Genomic DNA, 19,764 nt, shown 5'->3' on the forward strand with positions numbered 1-19,764 from the left:
CACAGCACACCATGAGCGGACACGGCGCGCCCACTATTGACCTCACTACCCTCAAGCCTGAGGAAACCTCCCAGCTGAAGCTCGCCATCGTTGCGGCAAGCTGGCATACACAGATCATGGATGGCCTGGTGGATGGCGCACTTCGCGCCGCCAAGGAAGCCGGGATTGCCGAGCCCACACTCCTGCGGGTTCCGGGCAGCTTTGAGCTTCCGGTCGCCGCCGCCAGGCTCGCGCCACACTTTGACGCCGTGGTGGCACTGGGCGTGGTCATCCGCGGCGGGACACCGCACTTTGACTACGTGTGCCAGGCCGCGACGTCGGGACTCACCGATGTCAGCGTCCGCACCGGCGTGCCGGTGGGCTTCGGTGTCCTCACTTGTGACACCGAGCAGCAGGGCTTGGACCGTGCAGGCCTGCCCGGTTCCAAAGAAGACAAAGGCCACGAAGCCGTCACCGCGGCCCTCGCCACGGCAGTGACGCTGAAGCAGTTCAGCTAAGGCCCGTTACCTGTGGCGCTCAAGGGGATGTGGGTGTGTCTTCACTCACATCCCCTTCGTCATGCAACGCCCCAACAAGCGGTGTCCGCCCCGGAGCAAGTAGTCTGGAGGGCGTGAAGAATTTCGAGACGCTGTTCGCAGAACTGAGTGAGAAAGCAGCGACCCGCCCGGCAGGCTCGCGCACGGTTGCCGAACTGGACTCCGGAATCCACGGCATCGGCAAGAAGGTGGTCGAAGAGGCCGCCGAAGTCTGGATGGCCGCGGAGTACGAATCGGACGAAGCCGCTGCTGAGGAAATCTCCCAGTTGCTGTACCACTTGCAGGTCCTCATGCTCGCCAAGGGCCTCACTCTGGAGGACGTTTACAAGCATCTCTAGCCACGCCACTCCGCCTGCCTGTAGCGGAGCCCCTGCGTGGCCAAGGTGCCTGAAAACCTCCCTTCCAACAAGAAAGTCTCCCCATGCTCCGTGTAGCAGTGCCCAATAAGGGATCCCTGTCCGAAGCCGCCTCGGCCATGTTGTCAGAGGCCGGTTACCGCCAACGCCGCGATACCCGCGAGCTGGTCATGGTGGACCCCGATAACGACATTGAGTTCTTCTTCCTCCGTCCCCGTGACATCGCTGTTTACGTGGGCCAGGGAACGCTGGATGTCGGCATCACCGGCAGGGACCTCCTGCTCGACGCGAAGGTCGAAGCCGAGGAAATTCTTCCCCTGGGCTTTGCCCCCTCAACCTTCCGGTTTGCCGGTCCGGTAGGTGACTTTGCCGGCGTCGAACAGCTTGAAGGCAAACGCCTGGCCACCAGCTATGACGGCCTCCTGCGCGACTACCTCGCCGAGCGCGGCGTGAACGCCACAGTGGTTCGACTGGATGGTGCCGTGGAGTCCTCCGTACGCCTCGGTGTGGCGGACGCCATTGCCGACGTCGTCGAAACCGGCAACACCCTCAAGGCAGCCGGCATGGAGATCTTCGGTGATCCCATCCTGAAGTCCGAGGCCGTGCTCATCCGCCGCTCCGGTTCCGGTGGAGCAGCCAACGGTACAGCCAAAGAAATCGAGATCCTCATCCGCCGCCTCCAGGGCGTCCTGGTGGCCCGCCAGTACGTGCTGATGGACTACGACATCCGCAAGGACCTGGTGGAAGACGCCGCTGCGCTGACTCCCGGCCTTGAATCGCCCACGGTGTCGCCCCTGCGTGATTCCGAGTGGGTTGCCGTGCGGTCCATGGTCCCCAAGAAAGAAACCAACCGCATCATGGACGAGCTTTACGACCTCGGTGCGCGCGCCATCCTGGTCAGCAGCATCCACGCCTGCCGCATCTAACCCACGCAGTGATCGAGTAGAGCCCCAGCAGAACTGAGGAGCAGCACATGGCTGTAGCCGTCCGCGTCATACCCTGCCTTGATGTCGACGCAGGCCGCGTCGTCAAAGGCGTCAACTTTGAAGGCCTCCGCGACGCCGGTGATCCGGTGGAACTTGCGCACCGTTACGACAATGGCGGGGCCGATGAACTGACGTTCCTGGATGTCACTGCCTCATCCGGCAACCGCGAAACCACGTTCGACGTCGTCCGCCGCACGGCTGAGGAAGTCTTCATTCCCCTCACCGTGGGTGGTGGTGTTCGTGGCGTGGCAGAGGTGGACAAGCTCCTGCGCTTCGGTGCGGACAAGGCGTCCATCAATACCGCGGCTGTTGCGCGTCCGGAGGTCATTGACGAAATCACCCGTCACTTCGGCTCGCAGGTCCTGGTGCTCTCCGTGGATGCGCGCCGTACCCGCGAAGGTGACGTCCCGACGTCGTCCGGTTTTGAAGTGACCACCCACGGTGGCCGCACCGGAACCGGCATCGACGCCATCGCCTGGGCCAAGGAAGCAGCGGACCGGGGCGTGGGCGAAATCCTGCTCAACTCGATCGATGCCGACGGTACCAAGGACGGTTTCGACCTTGAATTGATCCGCTTGGTCCGTGCTGCGGTGAACATTCCGATCATTGCCTCGGGCGGCGCCGGGGAGCCGGCACACTTCCCGCCCGCCGTAGAAGCAGGAGCTGACGCCGTACTGGCCGCCTCGGTGTTCCACTTTGGGCCGGACGACATGATTGCCCAGGTCAAGGCCGCCATCCGTGAGGCCGGCTTCGAGGTCCGCTGATCCGCAGAGATTAAAAAGCAAGGGAGGGTCACCGCACAGGTGACCCTCCCTTGGTTGTTTAAAGGCCGATGTCGGCGGACTGCAACAGCGCGACGGCGTCCGGCTGGCCTTCGAAGGTGACCAAAGCCTGGCTGGTGCGGCCGTGCGCATGCATGAGCAATTCGCCCGGTTCGCCTACAATGGCGACGGAAACGGGGGCGCGCTTGGCGACATGCCGCGGTCCGGTGGGGCGTACCAGGACGATGCCGAGGTCTACGCCGCGGTACAGGAAGGCGGCCCGTTTGATGAGGTCGTCCCACAGGGCGTCCGAATATGCTTCGTCGAGTGCGCGGGGTGCCCAACGGTCGCCGGCACGGCGGACGTCCTCGGTGTGAACAAAGTACTCAATGAGGTTGGACGTCTCATCCAGGGCTTTGATCTTCAAGGGGGAGAGGGCCGGAGGGCCGGCGCGGAACGTCTTGATGAGGTCCGCGTAGGCGTCGGGGCTCTTGAGCTTGGCTGCAAGCTTGGAAGTGGCCTTTTCCGAGGCCTTGCCCAAACTGGGAATCAGAAGGCCCAAACCCACTGCAATCTTCCGTTCGCGCAGATACAAATGAGCAGCAAGATCCCGCGTCTGCCACCCTTCGCAGAGCGTGGGGAGTCAGGTCCGGCCGCCAGCAGGGTTTCGGCCAGTACTTCTCGGGAAGGATCGACGAAATGCATCACTTGTGAAACTAGCACGATCGGAGCGCTCTTGCGCACTGGAACCGCCGCAGAATCCGGCTCCCGTCAAAGGCACTAGACTTGATCTGATGTCAGAGCAGTCCGCCCCCAGCCACTCTCCCGCCGTGGAGCTCTCCAGCGACCCCGCAGGCCCCCTGCCCCAGGAGATCGCCAGCGCCCTCAAGCGTGATTCATCCGGGCTCGTCGCCGCGATCGTGCAGCAGCACGATACCAACGAGGTCCTCATGCTTGGCTGGATGGATGACGAGGCTCTCCACCGCACCATGACCACGGGACGCGTGACGTTCTACTCGCGCTCCCGCCAGGAGTATTGGCGCAAGGGCGACACCTCCGGACACGTACAGTTCGTGAAGTCTGTCGCCCTTGACTGCGACGGCGATGCCCTCCTGGTCCGGGTGGACCAGATCGGCGCAGCCTGCCACACCGGAACCCGGACCTGCTTCGATGGTCGCGATTTCACAGTTGTTACGGGCCACCGCGACTAAGGCACCCACTACTTTCCACTGACGCACCACCTCAGACAAAAGGCGGAGAACATAGCCATGCAGGACCTTGGAATCATCAGCCCGGGCCTGGAAGAGTTCCGCGAACTCGCCGTCCACAGCCGTGTCATCCCTGTCCGACTCAAGGTCCTGGCAGACGCCGAGACTCCCATTGGCTTGTACCGAAAGCTAGCCAAGGGCCAGCCCGGAACATTCCTCCTGGAATCCGCGGCGGTTGGCGGCGCGTGGTCGCGCTACTCCTTCATCGGCTCCAAGTCCCGTGCCACGCTGACCACCAAAGACGGACAGGCCCACTGGATTGGTGAGCCGCCCGTGGGGGTTCCCGTCTCGGGCAACCCCGTTGACGCGGTTCGGGACACCATTGCGGCACTCCAAACTGACCGCTTCGATGGGTTGCCGCCGTTCACATCCGGTTTGGTGGGCTTCCTCGGGTGGGAAGCTGTCCGTCACTGGGAGCGGCTGACGTCTCCGCCCGAAGACGACCTGCACCTGCCTGAGATGGCCCTTAACCTGGTCACGGACATGGCTGTCCACGACAACATGGACGGCACCGTCCTCCTGATTGCCAACGCCATCAACTTCGACGACAGCTCCGAGCGCGTGGACGACGCCTGGCATGACGCCGTCGCCCGGGTGAAGGGTTTGCTGGACCAGATCAGCACCCCTGTGGCCCAGCCGGTCTCCGTGCTGGAAACCGCCGCCCTGGACTTCGCGTCCAGCGTGCAGGAGCGGTGGGATGAAGCCAAGTATCTGGAGGCGATCGACCGCGGCAAGGAAGCCATTGTTGACGGCGAGGTTTTCCAGGTGGTGATTTCCCGGCGCTTCGAGATGGAGTGCGCTGCGGATCCCTTGGATGTTTACCGCGTCCTGCGCAACACCAACCCGAGCCCGTACATGTATCTCTTCAGCCTGGAGGATGCGGACGGCCGCGAGTACTCGATTGTGGGGTCGTCGCCGGAGGCTTTGGTCACGGTGACCGGGCAGGAAGTCATCACCCACCCCATTGCCGGTTCGCGCCCCCGTGGGAAGACCGTTGAGGCAGACAAGGCACTGGCAACAGAGCTGCTGGCCGACCAGAAGGAGCGGGCAGAGCACCTGATGCTGGTGGACCTGTCGCGCAACGATCTGTCGAAGGTCTGTGTGGCAGGAACGGTGGACGTCACGCAGTTCATGGAAGTGGAGCGGTTCAGCCACATCATGCACCTGGTGTCCACCGTGGTGGGGGAGCTCGCCCCCCAGGCCAAGGCCTACGACGTCCTCAAGGCAACGTTCCCGGCGGGCACGCTGTCCGGTGCTCCCAAGCCCCGTGCGCTGCGACTGCTCGACGAACTGGAACCCCACCGGCGTGGCATCTACGGCGGCGTGGTGGGTTACCTGGACTTCGCCGGTGACATGGACATGGCGATTGCCATCCGGTCAGCCCTGCTCCGGGAGGGCCGCGCCTACGTCCAGGCCGGTGGTGGAATCGTGGCCGATTCGCACAAGCCATCCGAAGCGCTGGAGACGGTCAACAAGGCGGCCGCGCCCCTTCGGGCCGTCCACACGGCGGGATCGTTGCAGAACATCTCCGCAGAGACGGTAGGAACTGCAGACATCCACGACGACGGGACTTCCGCCTCATGAGCACGGCACCGTCAGCGTCTCCCGTCAGGCAGCCGCCGCGCTGGGCACGCAAATCCACCGTGGTTCTCGCCACCACCATCCTTGCCCTGGCGGTATTCGGCGCCACCACGCAGACCTGGATCGAGGTCCGGCTGGATCCCACCGGAGCGTCCAACAGCGACCTCCACGTCCAAGGCAGCAAGGCAGCCACCGCGGTTACCGCACTCGCGGTGGTCGCCTTGGCCGGCGGACTGGCAGCGTCCATCGCCGGAAAAATCGCGCGCTGGATCATCGCGCTCCTCATCGTCCTGTCAGCGGCCGGGATCATCCTTGCCGCAATCACCGTTCTGCTTGACCCGCTGGGTGCCGCCCAAGGGGCCATTGCGGCCGCAACAGGCGTCTCCGGCGGACAGGCTGACGCTGCGTCCACGGCATTCCCGGTGGTAGCCATTGTGGCGGGTGCCCTGCTGGCCCTTTGCGCTGTTGCCTTGCCCTTGGCCGGCCGCCATTGGACCTCGCGGACCAAGTACGACGCCGGCGGACGGGGACGGAAGAGCAGCAACGAACCGGTGGACGAGATTGACAGCTGGGACAGCCTGTCGCGTGGTGAGGACCCTACGTAGGCAACCATAGGGGCTTCCGGGCAGGTGCGGCGCAACAAAAGCCCACACGCCTGTCCTGACGTCGGACGATGTCCCGGACACCGCCAATAAATGGCAGAATGTAAGCAGTATTCATCCTGAGGAGATTTCACATGAGCAAAACCACAGTGTCCGCAAACCAAGCTGAATCCACCATGGCCAGCCACGCTGACGCCATCGGCCACGGAAACAGCCCGGCTGCCTGGACCTGCGTACTTGTGATGCTGGTCGGTGCCCTGATTTCTTCCATCGCGTTCGTCATCGCCAACACGCCGATCTTCGTCGGCGGACTGGTTGTCATGGTCATCGGCCTCATCGTGGGCTTCGTCATGCGCAAGGCGGGCTACGGAGTTGGCGGCAGCAAGCTGCAGAACAACGGCCACTAATCGTGACCGTTCTTGATGACATCATTGTTGGCGTCAAGGAGGAGATGGAGACGCGCAGCCGTCTCGTTTCCCTTGCGGAGCTGAAGGACCGCGCCGCAGGTGCCGCCCCGGCCCACGATGCATGGGCCGCCCTGGGCGGTCCCTCATCTGTCCGCAACGACCTCAAAGTCATCGCAGAAATCAAGCGTCGCAGCCCTTCCAAGGGCGACCTCGCCCCCATCGCGGATCCAGCTTCCCTGGCGGTGCAGTATGCCGACGGCGGAGCTTCCGTCATCAGCGTCCTGACCGAACAGCGCCGTTTCGGCGGCTCGCTGGCCGACCTCGATGCCGTCCGCGCCGCCGTCGATGTTCCCTTGCTGCGCAAGGACTTCACGGTGGACGAGTACCAGATCTGGGAAGCCCGTGCCCACGGCGCCGACCTCATCCTGCTTATTGTCGCGGCGCTGTCGGACGCGGAGCTGGCGGAATTCAGCGCGCTGAGCCACGAGCTCGGCATGAACGTGCTGGTGGAAACCCACACCGAGGAAGAGATCGAACGCGCCGTCGCGGCGCAGGCCAAGATCATCGGCATCAATGTCCGCAACCTCAAGACGCTCGACGTCGACCGCTCGGTTTTCGGTTCCCTGGCTGGATTGATTCCTGCCGAGGCCGTCATCGTCGCCGAGTCGGGCGTCAGGGGTGCGGACGATGTTTCGCATTACGCCGCGGGCGGCGCCAACGCCATCCTGGTGGGGGAGGCGCTGGTCAGCGACTCCACGCCGCGCGAACGCATCACCGAATTCAAGGCAGCTGGAGCTGCCGCCATCGCCGTCAGGAACTGAGGCAGTCACTGAATCACGGCGAACAGTCGCAAGGCAGCCCGGGCTTGAGCCTGCGGCTGCCTTGTGGCACGTGGAACTACCCAATGAACTAACTGGAACAGGACGGTGAGACTGATGGTCGACGCGCCAACAGCCGGCTCAGAAGAGAATGCGGCTGACGCATTCCTGCAAGGTGGCCCTTCGCTGCGCAACGCCTCCGGGCCCTACTTCGGCAACTACGGCGGACGCTGGATGCCCGAGTCCCTCATCGCCGCCCTCGACGAAGTCCAGGACACCTTCGAGAAAGCCAAAGCTGACCCCGATTTCATCGCTCAGCTCAAGGACCTCAACAAAAACTACTCCGGCAGGCCTTCCCTGCTCACCGAAGCCAAACGCTTCTCCGAGCACGCAGGGGGAGCGCGCATCTTCCTCAAGCGCGAAGACCTGAACCACACCGGTTCCCACAAGATCAACAACGTCCTGGGCCAGGCACTGCTCGCCAAGCGCATGGGCAAAACCCGTGTCATCGCCGAAACCGGTGCCGGCCAGCACGGCGTGGCCAGTGCGACGGCAGCAGCCCTGCTGGGCCTGGAATGTGTGGTCTACATGGGTGCCGAGGATTGCCGGCGCCAGGCCCTGAACGTGGCCCGCATGCAGCTGCTCGGGGCCACGGTGGTGCCCGTGACCAACGGTTCCCAGACGCTCAAGGACGCCATCAATGACGCCTTGCGCGACTGGGTCTCGAACGTGGAACACACCCACTACCTTCTGGGTACCGCAGCCGGGGCACACCCGTTCCCGGCCATGGTCCGCTACTTCCACGAAGTCATCGGCGAGGAAGCCCGCGGCCAGATCCTGGAGCAGACGGGCAAGCTCCCCGACGCCATTGCCGCATGTATCGGTGGTGGGTCCAACGCGATCGGCCTGTTCCACGCTTTCCTTGACGACGCATCCGTGAAGATCTACGGCTTTGAAGCGGGCGGAGAAGGTGTCGAGACCGGCCGTCACGCGGCTGCGATCTCCCTGGGCCGTCCCGGCGTCCTTCACGGCGCCCGTTCCTATCTCATGCAGGACGAAGACGGCCAGACCATCGAGTCCCACTCCATCTCGGCGGGCCTGGACTACCCCAGCGTCGGTCCGGAGCACTCGTACCTTGCCGACATCGGGCGCGTCACGTACGAGGCGGTCACGGATACCGAAGCCATGGATGCCTTCAGCCTCCTGTGCCGGACCGAGGGCATCATTCCTGCCATCGAGTCCTCGCACGCCTTGGCCGGCGCCATCAAGATCGGCCATCGGTTGACCGAAGGCAAGGAAAACCCTTCCGACGTCACTGTGATTGTGAACCTGTCCGGTCGTGGAGACAAGGACGTGGAGACAGCCGCGGCCTGGTTCAACATGTTGGATGAAGAAGGACACGTCAAGGGCACTACGTTGTCTACGCGTAAGCCCAAGGGCCCCACCGAGCGCACGTCCGATGCTGCCGTGGATGTCAACGAGGACCAGAACTGATGACTGAAGAATTCGCCAGCAAATCCGCTGCCGCCATCGATCGTGCCAAGGCAGAAGGCCGCGCCGCCCTGGTGGGCTACCTCCCCGCGGGGTACCCCACGGTCCAGGAGAGCATCGAGGCGGGCATCGCCTTGGCCCGCAATGGCGCTGACCTCATCGAAATCGGCATCCCGTACTCCGATCCCGTGATGGACGGCCCGGTCATCCAGGCTGCCACCACCGAGGCGATCGCCAACGGATTCCGTGTCACCAACGTTTTTGACGTTGTTGCCGGCATCACCGCCGCTACCGATGCGGCCGTGCTGGTCATGACCTACTGGAACCCCGTCATGCGCATGGGCGTCGATGAATTCTCCCGTCGCCTGGCTGAAGCCGGGGGAGCAGGACTTATCACCCCCGATTTGGTCCCTGACGAGGCTCATGAGTGGTTCGAGGCCTCGGATAAGTACGGCTTGGACCGGGTGTTCCTTGTGGCACCTTCATCCACCCCGGAACGACTGGACATGACCGTCAAGGCAAGCCGTGGATTCGTCTACGCTGTCTCGATCATGGGCGTCACCGGAACGCGCACCTCCGTCAGCAGCAGTGCTGAAGACGTGGTGGCCCGGGCCCACGCTGCCGGAGCCGAGCGCGTGTGCGTCGGTTTGGGCGTGTCCAACCCGGACCACGTCCGCGAAATTGCTGCCTACGCTGACGGCGTGATCGTTGGAACCGCCTTGGTTGCGGCTCTCCGCGATGGCGGCGTGGACGCAGTCGGGCAACTCACCAAGAACCTCAGCGCCGGCCTGGGCCGCGCAGCTGCAGAAGCCTAGAAAAGGAAACAGCGAAGCGAATGCAGACCGTCCTCCACGCAGCGGCAATGGTCCCTATGAGTATCCCGAGCCCGTCGTGGTCCGGTTTCGACATTCCGCTGCCGTGGGGGACGTTGCGTATCCACGCTTACGCCCTCTGCATCCTGGCGGGCATCATCGTTGGCCTGTGGCTGACCTCGGCCCGATGGAAGCGCCGTGGCGCTCCCGAAGGCAGCCTGTGGGACATTGCCATCTGGGCAATTCCTTTCGGCATCATCGGTGGCCGGCTCTACCACGTGTTCTCCTCGCCTGACGCGTACTTCGGCCCGGGCTTTGACGGTACCGGGGACCTCTCGCTGATTCCGCAGATACAGCGAGGCGGACTGGGCATTTGGGGTGCCGTCATCCTGGGTGCTGTAGGCGCATGGATTGGTTGCCGCCGGGCAGGCGTCAAACTGACGGCTTTCCTGGACGCAGCAGCGCCCGGACTCCTGCTGGCCCAGGCAATCGGCCGTTTGGGGAACTGGTTCAACCAGGAACTCTTTGGTGCGCCGACCACCCTGCCTTGGGGACTGGAGATTGACCCAGCCAACGCGAACTTCCCGCCGGATATGGCTGCAGGTACGCTGTTCCACCCCACGTTCCTCTATGAGATGCTGTGGAACCTGGCGGGCGTGGCCATCCTGCTGCTGCTGGACAAGAAGTTCAACTTCCGGTGGGGACGGCTCTTCTGGCTCTACGCGGTGTACTACACCCTGGGCCGTGTGTGGATCGAGGCATTGCGCATCGATGATGCTGAACAGATCAACCTGTTTGGCATTACCACCAGGCTCAATGTGTGGACCAGCATCTTTGTCTTCATTGCCGCGCTGGCCATCTTCTTCATCCTCGGCCGACGGGGACGTCCGGTGCCCGACACACCATATTTGGCGGGGCGCGAGCCGGAAGAGAAGGCCGAAAAAGAGGCGATTCCGGTGACGAGCGTCACCAGTCATGATGTGGACGCATCTGTCTCAGATACTGGTTCGCGTGGTAATCTCCCTGATAACCAAAGCGATTCGGGCCACGTTGACGAGCCGCAGGAAACAGCAGGGAAGCCGGAAAAGGACACCACGTCCGCCACTGATTCCACATCTGCTGCAACTGCCGCAAGGAAGGCCCCCGGATCCACGCCGAAGGCTGACGACACCAAGTAGTCACGTTCGGTAAAGGGGCAACAGAGTCACCGCTCGTAGGGCCCAGTCCACAGCGTCGTGGCACCCCGGAAACCGGACCGCAGCATACCGATGTTCACTGGTCAAGCCGGGGCCAGAGGTCTGCGTAACTGTTCGTTGCGCTGGATCGGCTGGCCTACAATTCCAATTACTAGCGCTTTGTTGTGCCCGTCACAGGGCAGGCAAGGTGGGGCCAACGTTGTCCCTTCCATACGCACGATCTCGAGGAAGGACGTCTCCCATGACCCATCTTCATAACCCCGGTTGGTCCGAAAATATCGAACCTCAGGGTGCCATGTCTCCATTCAAGCGCTTTGCCGCGCTCCCGGAGGCCCAGGGTCTTTACAACCCTGATACGGAGAAGGACGCCTGCGGCCTGGCCATTATTGCCACGCTCCGCGGGGAACCGGGATACGACATCGTGGAAGCGGCTCTGACCGCCCTCCGCAATCTCGAACACCGCGGCGCCGTGGGCGCCGACGAAGGTACTGGCGACGGTGCGGGCCTGCTCATGCAGGTTCCGGATGAGTTCTTCAGGGCCGTCACAGAATTCGAACTGCCTGCACCCGGCCAGTACGTGGTGGGCACTGCCTTCCTTCCTGCTGAGTCCCGCGAGGCGGAGACGGCGAAGGCCGGAATAGAAGCCCTTGCCGCTGATGAGGGCCTGACGGTCCTCGGCTGGCGTGAGGTTCCCGTGGTCGCTGACCTCGTAGGCGCCATGGCACGGGCCTGTATGCCGTACTTCTCGCAGCCGTTCTTCGCCTCCGCCACCGGCGAGCAGTTGGAGCACAACGAGCTGGACTCCCGCGCCTGGCGTATCCGCAAGCGTGCCCAGAACAAGTTCGGCGTGTACTTCCCGTCGCTGTCCTCGCGCACCATTGTGTACAAGGGCATGTTGACCACTGCCCAGCTGGAACCGTTCTATCCGGACCTCTCGGACCAGCGTTTCAAGACCAAGCTCGCGATCGTCCACTCGCGCTTCTCCACGAACACGTTCCCGTCGTGGCCCTTGGCGCAGCCTTTCCGCACCATCGCGCACAACGGCGAAATCAACACCGTCAAGGGCAACCGCAACTGGATGCGTGCGCGCCAGTCGCAGCTGGCCAGCCCGCTGTTGGGCTCCATTCCCGAAGAGCTGTACCCGATCTGCACCCCCGGTGCCTCGGACTCCGCTTCCTTCGACGAGGTTGCCGAGCTCCTGTGGCTGTCCGGGCGTCCCATCACGCACTCCATCATGATGATGATCCCGGAAGCGTGGGAGAACCACGCCACCATGGATCCTGCCCGCCGCGCTTTCTACGAGTACCACTCACTGCTCATGGAGCCGTGGGATGGTCCGGCTGCAGTCTCGTTCACCGACGGCAACCTCGTTGGCGCAACGCTTGACCGCAACGGCCTGCGCCCCGGACGCTACTGGATCACCGAAGACGGCCTCATTATCTTCGCCTCCGAAGTTGGCGTGATCGAGGTAGAGCCTTCCAACGTGGTCAAGAAGGGCCGCGTCGCCCCCGGCAAGATGTTCCTGGTGGACACCGAAGCCGGCCGCATCATTGACGACGCCGAGGTCAAGGCCGAGGTAGCCGCTGCCAACCCGTGGGCCGAATGGCTCAAGGACAACCTGATCGACATCAACGAGCTCCCTGAGCGCGAGCACGTGGTCCACACTGCTGCGTCGGTCAACATCCGCCAGCGCACGTTCGGGTACACCACCGAAGAACTCAAGATCCTCCTCGGACCGATGTCCCGCACCGGTGCGGAGCCCCTGGGCGCCATGGGCTCCGACACTCCCGTTGCTGTCCTTTCCAAGCGCCCGCGCCTGCTGTTCGACTACTTTGTGCAGTCCTTCGCCCAGGTCACCAACCCGCCGCTGGATGCCATCCGCGAAGAGTTGGTCACCTCCCTGAAGTGCGCCATCGGCCCCAACGGCAACCTTTTGGACGGCAAGCAGGTCCGCCAACCGCAGATCTCCCTGCCGTTCCCCGTGATCAACAACGATCAGCTCGCCAAGATCGCGAACATCGAAACCCCGACGGCGACCGCATCGCCATGAAGGTCCGCGGCCTTTACCGCCCCGAGGGTGGAGAAGCGGCACTTCGTGCACGCCTGACCGAGATCTGCGAACAGGTCTCCGGAGCCATCAACCGCGGTGTGCAGTACGTGGTGCTGTCCGACCGTGACTCGAACGCCCAGTGGGCACCGATTCCCTCGCTCCTGCTGGTCAGCGCCGTCCACCACCACCTGCTGCGCAGCGCCAACCGCACCAAGACCGCGCTGGTGGTTGAGGCCGGCGACGTACGCGAGACGCACCACGTGGCGGTACTCATCGGCTACGGTGCTTCCGCCGTCAACCCGTACCTGGCCATGGAATCGGTGGAACAGCTGATCTCCAACGGCGACGTCACAGGCGTCACGGCCGAGGACGGTGTCTACAACCTCATCAAGGGCCTCGGCAAGGGTGTCCTGAAGATCATGTCCAAGATGGGTATCTCCACGGTGGCTTCCTACACCGGCGCCCAGACCTTCGAGGCACTGGGCCTGTCCCAGGAACTCGTGGACGAATTCTTCTCCGGCACGCACTCCCAGCTGGGTGGCGTCGGCCTTGATGTCATCGCAGCGGAAGTTTCGGCACGCCACCAGATGGCCTACCCGGAGGGTGGCATCGAGCACCCGCACCAGCCTTTGCTTGGAGGTGGCGAGTACCAGTGGCGCCGCGACGGTGAACCGCACCTCTTCAACCCCGAGACGGTGTTCCGCCTGCAGCACGCTACCCGCGAACGCCGCTATGACATCTTCAAGTCCTACACCAAGGGCATTGACGATCAGTCCGAGAACCTGATGACCCTGCGTGGGCTCCTGAAGTTCAAGGACGGCGTACGCCCTGCGGTTCCGCTCGAGGAAGTGGAGCCGGTCTCCAGCATCGTCAAGCGGTTCTCCACTGGCGCGATGAGCTACGGCTCCATCTCCAAGGAAGCGCACGAGACCCTCGCCATTGCCATGAACCGTTTGGGCGCCAAGTCCAACACCGGTGAAGGTGGCGAGGACGTTGACCGCCTGCTGGATCCGGAGCGCCGCTCTGCCATCAAGCAGATCGCTTCCGGCCGCTTCGGCGTCACCAGCCTGTACCTGACCAACGCCGACGACATCCAGATCAAGATGGCCCAGGGTGCCAAGCCCGGCGAAGGTGGCCAGCTGATGGCCCAGAAGGTCTACCCCTGGGTAGCCCGGACGCGTCACTCGACTCCCGGAGTCGGACTCATTTCCCCGCCCCCGCACCACGACATCTACTCGATCGAAGACCTCGCACAGCTCATCTACGATGCCAAGCGCGCCAACCCTTCGGCCCGTGTGCATGTGAAGCTGGTTTCGGAAGTCGGGATCGGCACAGTGGCGTCCGGCGTCACCAAGGCGAAGGCCGACGTCGTGCTTGTTTCAGGTCACGACGGCGGTACCGGCGCCTCGCCGCTGAACTCGCTGAAGCACGCGGGCGTGCCGTGGGAACTCGGCCTGGCCGAGACCCAGCAAACCCTCATGCTCAACGGTCTCCGTGACCGCGTGGTGGTTCAGGTGGATGGCCAGCTCAAGACCGGCCGCGACGTTGTCATTGCTGCCCTGCTGGGTGGCGAGGAATACGGTTTCGCGACTGCTCCGCTGGTGGTTTCAGGCTGCATCATGATGCGCGTTTGCCACCTGGACACCTGTCCCGTTGGTGTTGCCACCCAGAACCCCGAGCTCCGCTCCCGGTTCAACGGCAAGCCCGAGTTCGTGGTCAACTTCTTCGAGTTCCTCGCAGAAGAAGTCCGCGAAATCCTTGCAGAGCTCGGTTTCCGCAGCCTGGAAGAAGCCATCGGTCACGCCGAGGTGCTGGACACCCGCGAAGCGATCAACCACTGGAAGGCCGAAGGGCTGGACCTCGATCCCATCCTGCACGGGCTGGAGTTCGACGACGACGTGCCGCTGCGCAACATGACCGGCCAGAACCACGAGCTGGACAAGCACTTTGACCAGCGCCTGATCACCATGGCACAGGAAGCCCTCAGCGACCGCATGCCCGTCAAGATCACCCTGGACGTCATCAACACGGACCGTTCCGTGGGTACGATGCTGGGCCATGTGGTGACCAAGACGTTCGGCATCGATGTCCTGGCGACCGACACCATCGACGTCACACTCAACGGAACCGCAGGCCAGTCGCTCGGGGCGTTCCTGCCCGCAGGCATCACGCTGCGGATGTTCGGCGATTCCAACGACTACGTCGGCAAGGGTCTCTCCGGCGGCCGCATCATCGTCCGCCCCGACCGCACCAACGTGTTCCAGGCTGAGCGCAACGTCATCGCCGGCAACGTCATCGGCTACGGTGCCACCAGCGGCGAGATGTTCCTGCGTGGCCAGGTGGGCGAACGCTTCCTGGTCCGCAACTCCGGCGCTACCGCCGTCGTCGAAGGTATTGGCGATCACGGGTGCGAGTACATGACCGGTGGCCAGACTCTCATCATCGGCCGCACCGGCCGCAACTTCGGCGCCGGCATGTCAGGTGGTACGGCCTACGTGCTGGACCTCCAGCCTGAGCGTGTCAACAAGATGGCCCTCGACACCGGCGAACTCCAGCTTCTGGAGCTCGACGCCGAGGACCGCGACATCGTCCACGGCCTGCTCACCAAGCACGTTGAGGAAACCGAATCCGTCCTGGCCGGCCGTCTGCTCGAGAACTTCGACGACACCGCCGCCCGCATCACCAAAGTGCTGCCCCGCGACTACGCAGCAGTCCTGCAAACCCGTCTCGACGCCATCGAAGAGGGCCTTGACCCCGATGGCGAAGAAGTATGGTCTCGAATCCTGGAGGTAACCGGTGGCTGATCCACGCGGATTTCTGAAAGTCCGGCAGCGCGAAACGCAGCCACGCCGTCCCGTTTCCGTCCGCATCATGGACTGGAAAGAAGTGTACGAAGCCCAGGAGAAGGGCGTCCTGAAGAGCCAGGCCGGCCGCTGCATGGACTGCGGTGTCCCGTTCTGCCACCAGGGCTGCCCCTTGGGCAACCTCATTCCCGAATGGAATGACCTCGTGTGGCGGGACAAGGGTGAAGAAGCGATTGAGCGCCTCCACGCCACGAACAACTTCCCGGAATTCACGGGCCGCCTGTGCCCTGCACCCTGCGAAGCGTCCTGCGTGCTGGGCATCAACCAGCCTGCAGTGACCATCAAGCAGGTTGAGGTTTCGATCATCGACCAGGCGTTCGACAACGACTGGGTCCAGCCGCTTCCGCCGACACGCCTCACCGGCAAGACAGTGGCCGTGGTGGGTTCCGGACCGGCAGGCTTGGCTGTGGCACAGCAGCTGACCCGTGTTGGCCACACCGTGGCTGTCTATGAACGCGACGACAAGATTGGCGGACTGCTCCGCTACGGCATCCCCGACTTCAAAATGGAGAAGGAACAGGTTGACCGCCGCCTGGAGCAGATGAAGGCCGAAGGCACCCGCTTCCGGACCGGAGTCGCCGTCGGTACGGACGTCACGTGGGAGCAGTTGCGTCGCCGTTACGACGCCGTCGTAGTCGCCACCGGTGCTACCGTGCCGCGTGACCTGCCTATCCCGGGCCGCGACCTCGAGGGCGTCCATTTCGCCATGGATTACCTGGTTCCGTCAAACCGTATGGTGGCAGGGGAGAACCCCGAAAACCACATCGATGCCCGCGGCAAGCACGTTGTCATCCTGGGTGGTGGCGATACCGGTGCTGACTGCATCGGCACCGCCCACCGCCACCAGGCCGCTTCGGTGACCACGCTCGCGATCGGCAAGCAGCCGCCGTCGGAACGTGCGGGACACCAGCCGTGGCCGACGTTCCCCACCCTGTTCGAGGTCGCCAGCGCCCACGAAGAAGGCGGCGAGCGTACCTACCTTGCCTCAACCGTTGAGTTTGTTGGAGAAAACGGCAAACTCACCGGCGTCAAAGTTGCTGAAACCGAGTTCGTGGACGGCAAACGCCTGCCCAAGGCCGGTACAGAACGGATCATCCCAGCTGACCTTGTCTTCCTGAGCCTTGGCTTTACCGGCGCTGAGCCGGCAGGAATCACGGAGCAGGTCAGCGCAGAGTTCGACGGTCGGGGCAACGTTGCCCGCGACGGCTACTACATGACGAACACCGAGGGCGTGTTTGTTGCCGGCGATGCCGGACGTGGCCAGTCACTGATTGTGTGGGCCATTGCGGAAGGCCGTGCATGTGCGGCCGCAGTGGACAAGTTCCTGATGGGAAGCACCATTCTCCCGGCACCGGTCGCCCCCACCGACCGGGCGATAGCGGTCTTATAGCGCCGGCAGGAACAACCTTTTACTCAATCAGCATGAACTACTTAGGGTAGGTATATGAGACGCGCAAAAATTGTGGCAACTTTCGGCCCGGCTATCTCCAGCTTCGACAACACCCTCGCGGTGCTGGAGGCCGGCGTCGACGTTGCTCGCATGAACATGAGCCACGGCGACTACTCCGTGCATGACATCACCTACGAAAACGTCCGCAAGGCTGCGGCGCAGCTGGGCAAACCCGTTGCGATCATGGCCGACCTCCAGGGACCCAAGATCCGTCTTGGCCGTTTTGTTGACGGACCCCACGAGCTGGCAGTCGGCGACACCTTTACCATCACCACCGAAGACGTCCCCGGCACCAAGGACATCTGCTCCACCACGCTCAAGAGCCTCACTGAAGACGTCAACGTGGGCGATGCCCTCCTGATCGACGACGGCAAGGTGGCCATGCGTGCCATCGAGGTTGACGACGTCAAGGTAGTTGCCACTGTGACCGTTGGTGGCAAGGTTTCCAACAACAAGGGCATTAATCTGCCCGGTGTTGCCGTCAACGTCCCTGCCTTGAGCGAAAAGGACGAGGACGACCTCCGTTGGGCCCTCAAGCGCGGCGCCGACCTCATCGCCCTCTCCTTCGTGCGTGATGCCTCAGACATCAAGCGCGTCCACGAGATCATGGACGAAGAAGGCCGCCGTGTTCCGGTGATCGCGAAGATCGAGAAGCCTCAGGCAGTGGAGCAGCTCCACGAAATCATCGACGCCTTCGATGCCATCATGGTCGCCCGTGGCGACCTCGGCGTTGAACTGCCGCTCGAAGAGGTGCCGATCGTCCAGAAGCGTGCCATTGAACTGGCACGTCGCTGGGCCAAGCCGGTCATCGTGGCCACCCAGGTCCTGGAATCCATGATCGACAACCCGCGTCCGACGCGTGCCGAGGCTTCAGACTGCGCCAACGCAGTGCTCGACGGCGCCGATGCGGTCATGCTTTCCGGCGAAACCTCCGTGGGCCAGTACCCCATCGAAACCGTCAAGGTCATGGCCCGGATCATCGAGTCCACCGAAGTTCACGGCCTCGAGCGCGTCCCCCCGCTGGGCACCAAGCCCAAGACCCGCGGTGGCGCCATCACCCGTGCCGCCGTCGAAATCGCGGATCAGCTGGATGCCAAGTACATCTGTACTTTCACCCAGTCGGGCGACTCGGCACGACGCCTCTCGCGTCTTCGCCCCGTCAAGCCGGTGTTCGCCTTCACCCCTGTGGAGCACGTGTGGAACCAGCTCGCCCTGACGTGGGGCATCCAGCCGGTCTTGGTTCCCTCCGTGGGCCACACCGACGAGATGACCGCACAGGTGGACAAGAGCCTGCTGGAAATGGATCTTGTGGACGAAGGCGACCTGGTTGTCATCGCTGCCGGTTCCCCTCCAGGACAGGCCGGTTCCACGAACTCCCTGAAGGTCCACAAGGTGGGCGATCTCGCCGATACCTCCAAGGTTGACGACGGTTCCCGCAAGGAACCTGTTGGCCCGTGGCCCGAAAAGAAGTCCAAGACCAAGAGCTAGTTTCTTCGGTTTCTTGAATGCAGGCCCCTCCGTTTGGTGGGGCCTGCATTTTTGTTTCGCTTGTTAAGTACGACGGCGGCCGCCCGCCTCGGGTGAGGTGAGCGGCCGCCGTCGTTGTTGTGGTTCTTGCGTTAGTTGACCTGGTTGATGATGGTTTCTGCAACCTCACGCATGCTGAGGCGACGGTCCATGGAGGTCTTCTGGATCCAGCGGAAGGCTTCTGGCTCCGTCAGGCCCATCTTGGTGGTCAGGAGGCTCTTGGCGCGCTCTACAAGCTTGCGCGTGGCGAACTGCTCCTGGAGGTCGGAAACCTCGTTCTCAAGCGCCTTGATTTCCTCGTGGCGGGAGAGAGCAATCTCAATGGCCGGGATCAGGTCCGCGGGGGAGAACGGCTTGACGACATAAGCCATGGCACCGGCGTCGCGTGCCCGCTCCACCAGTTCCTTCTGGCTGAAAGCAGTCAGCAGGACAACAGGCGCGATGCGTGCCTTGACGATCTTCTCAGCCGCCGAAATCCCGTCCATCACGGGCATCTTCACGTCCATGAGGACAAGGTCAGGCTTGAGCTCTTCGGCCAGCTGCACAGCTTTCTCGCCGTTGTCTGCCTCGCCGACGACGTCGTACCCCTCGCCCTTCAAAATCTCGATAATGTCCAGGCGGATGAGGGTCTCATCCTCGGCTACGACAACGCGTCGGGCCGGCTGGGCTGTGGGTGTGGACTCCGTCTGTTCGGTCACGGGATCTCCTTGAAAAGGTTCGGCGGGTTCATGTCCATCTTAGTGGGGACCGATGCGGAGCATGATTTTGTTGCACTCGCGCGCCCGGTTCTTTGAATCAGCCTATCTGCATGTAGAGTAGTTTCGCGTGCTGGGAAAGGATCGCGTTGCTCACAGAAATGAGAGCAGTCAGCGAGATTTAACTTCCCGGTAATCCGCGCCCGAGTGGCGGAATTGGCAGACGCGCCGCACTCAAAATGCGGTATCGAAAGGTGTGTGGGTTCGAGTCCCACCTCGGGCACTGTGTTGTCGCAGGTCAGGGGCCTAAATGGCCCCTGACTGTTGACAAAACCCCCAAATCTGTTGACATGGAACTAGCATT

Annotated in this window: 15 protein-coding genes, 1 tRNA gene and 2 pseudogenes; 16 read left to right on the forward strand and 2 right to left on the reverse strand. The window is 63.1% G+C overall.

Going from position 1 to position 19,764, the window contains the following annotated elements:
- The first annotated feature begins 11 nt into the window (after window positions 1–11).
- The 4 genes from ribH (at window position 12) to hisF (ending at window position 2,642) form a co-directional block, all read left to right on the forward strand.
- Window positions 12–497: a 6,7-dimethyl-8-ribityllumazine synthase gene (gene ribH, locus CGK93_RS09600; RefSeq protein ID WP_089594620.1), complete on the forward strand. Its 486-nt coding sequence runs from the start codon at window positions 12–14 to the stop codon at window positions 495–497.
- Window positions 498–610: 113 nt separating this feature from the next.
- Window positions 611–874, forward strand: a complete 264-nt coding sequence (locus tag CGK93_RS09605) for a phosphoribosyl-ATP diphosphatase (RefSeq protein ID WP_024820576.1) — start codon at window positions 611–613, stop codon at window positions 872–874.
- An 83-nt stretch (window positions 875–957) separates the two neighbouring features.
- Window positions 958–1,818: an ATP phosphoribosyltransferase gene (gene hisG / locus CGK93_RS09610; protein WP_089594621.1), complete on the forward strand. Its 861-nt coding sequence runs from the start codon at window positions 958–960 to the stop codon at window positions 1,816–1,818.
- A 47-nt stretch (window positions 1,819–1,865) separates the two neighbouring features.
- Complete coding sequence (gene hisF / locus CGK93_RS09615) at window positions 1,866–2,642, forward strand: imidazole glycerol phosphate synthase subunit HisF (RefSeq protein ID WP_089594622.1); 777 nt, start codon at window positions 1,866–1,868, stop codon at window positions 2,640–2,642.
- A 58-nt stretch (window positions 2,643–2,700) separates the two neighbouring features.
- Here hisF and CGK93_RS09620 read toward each other — a convergent pair.
- Window positions 2,701–3,344 (reverse strand): annotated as a pseudogene (locus tag CGK93_RS09620) (TIGR03085 family metal-binding protein).
- Window positions 3,345–3,433: 89 nt separating this feature from the next.
- On the opposite strand from CGK93_RS09620, the gene hisI reads away from it, so the two are divergent.
- From hisI to pyk, 11 genes and pseudogenes are all read left to right on the forward strand, one after another.
- Window positions 3,434–3,850 carry a phosphoribosyl-AMP cyclohydrolase gene (gene hisI, locus CGK93_RS09625; protein WP_089594623.1) on the forward strand — a complete coding sequence of 139 codons (417 nt, stop codon included), beginning with the start codon at window positions 3,434–3,436 and terminating at the stop codon, window positions 3,848–3,850.
- Window positions 3,851–3,907: 57 nt separating this feature from the next.
- A complete protein-coding gene (locus CGK93_RS09630; RefSeq protein WP_089594624.1) occupies window positions 3,908–5,491 on the forward strand; it encodes an anthranilate synthase component I in 1,584 nt (527 codons plus the stop codon).
- A complete protein-coding gene (locus CGK93_RS09635) occupies window positions 5,488–6,093 on the forward strand; it encodes a Trp biosynthesis-associated membrane protein (RefSeq protein WP_089594625.1) in 606 nt (201 codons plus the stop codon). The genes CGK93_RS09630 and CGK93_RS09635 overlap by 4 nt, the downstream gene beginning before the upstream one ends.
- A gap of 131 nt (window positions 6,094–6,224) precedes the next feature.
- Entirely contained in the window at window positions 6,225–6,497 is a 273-nt protein-coding gene (locus CGK93_RS09640) for an HGxxPAAW family protein (protein WP_089594626.1), read from the forward strand.
- Between the two features lie 2 nt (window positions 6,498–6,499).
- A complete protein-coding gene (trpC, locus tag CGK93_RS09645; protein ID WP_198318401.1) occupies window positions 6,500–7,318 on the forward strand; it encodes an indole-3-glycerol phosphate synthase TrpC in 819 nt (272 codons plus the stop codon).
- A gap of 114 nt (window positions 7,319–7,432) precedes the next feature.
- Window positions 7,433–8,809, forward strand: coding sequence for a tryptophan synthase subunit beta (trpB, locus tag CGK93_RS09650; RefSeq protein ID WP_089594628.1), 1,377 nt, complete (start codon window positions 7,433–7,435; stop codon window positions 8,807–8,809).
- Window positions 8,809–9,621, forward strand: coding sequence for a tryptophan synthase subunit alpha (gene trpA, locus CGK93_RS09655; RefSeq protein WP_089594629.1), 813 nt, complete (start codon window positions 8,809–8,811; stop codon window positions 9,619–9,621). Before trpB ends, trpA begins: the two co-directional genes overlap by 1 nt.
- A 20-nt stretch (window positions 9,622–9,641) precedes the next feature.
- A complete protein-coding gene (gene lgt, locus CGK93_RS09660; RefSeq protein WP_089594630.1) occupies window positions 9,642–10,796 on the forward strand; it encodes a prolipoprotein diacylglyceryl transferase in 1,155 nt (384 codons plus the stop codon).
- A 259-nt stretch (window positions 10,797–11,055) separates the two neighbouring features.
- Window positions 11,056–15,668: pseudogene (gene gltB, locus CGK93_RS09665) on the forward strand (glutamate synthase large subunit).
- The gene (locus CGK93_RS09670) at window positions 15,661–17,118 is read left to right on the forward strand and encodes a glutamate synthase subunit beta (protein WP_089594631.1); all 1,458 of its coding nucleotides are present in this window, start codon (window positions 15,661–15,663) and stop codon (window positions 17,116–17,118) included. The pseudogene gltB and the gene CGK93_RS09670 overlap by 8 nt, the downstream one beginning before the upstream one ends.
- Before the next feature lie 54 nt (window positions 17,119–17,172).
- Window positions 17,173–18,666 (forward strand): pyruvate kinase, encoded by a 1,494-nt coding sequence (gene pyk, locus CGK93_RS09675; protein ID WP_089594632.1) that lies wholly within the window; start codon window positions 17,173–17,175, stop codon window positions 18,664–18,666.
- Between the two features lie 131 nt (window positions 18,667–18,797).
- Here pyk and CGK93_RS09680 read toward each other — a convergent pair whose 3' ends face one another.
- The gene (locus CGK93_RS09680) at window positions 18,798–19,403 is read right to left on the reverse strand and encodes an ANTAR domain-containing response regulator (protein ID WP_026540371.1); all 606 of its coding nucleotides are present in this window, start codon (window positions 19,401–19,403) and stop codon (window positions 18,798–18,800) included.
- Window positions 19,404–19,601: 198 nt separating this feature from the next.
- Between CGK93_RS09680 and CGK93_RS09685 the strand changes: the two genes are divergently transcribed.
- A tRNA-Leu gene (locus CGK93_RS09685) sits at window positions 19,602–19,683 on the forward strand.
- The last annotated feature ends 81 nt before the right edge of the window (window positions 19,684–19,764 follow it).

The sequence above is a fragment of the Arthrobacter sp. YN genome (assembly GCF_002224285.1).
GTDB lineage: Bacteria > Actinomycetota > Actinomycetes > Actinomycetales > Micrococcaceae > Arthrobacter.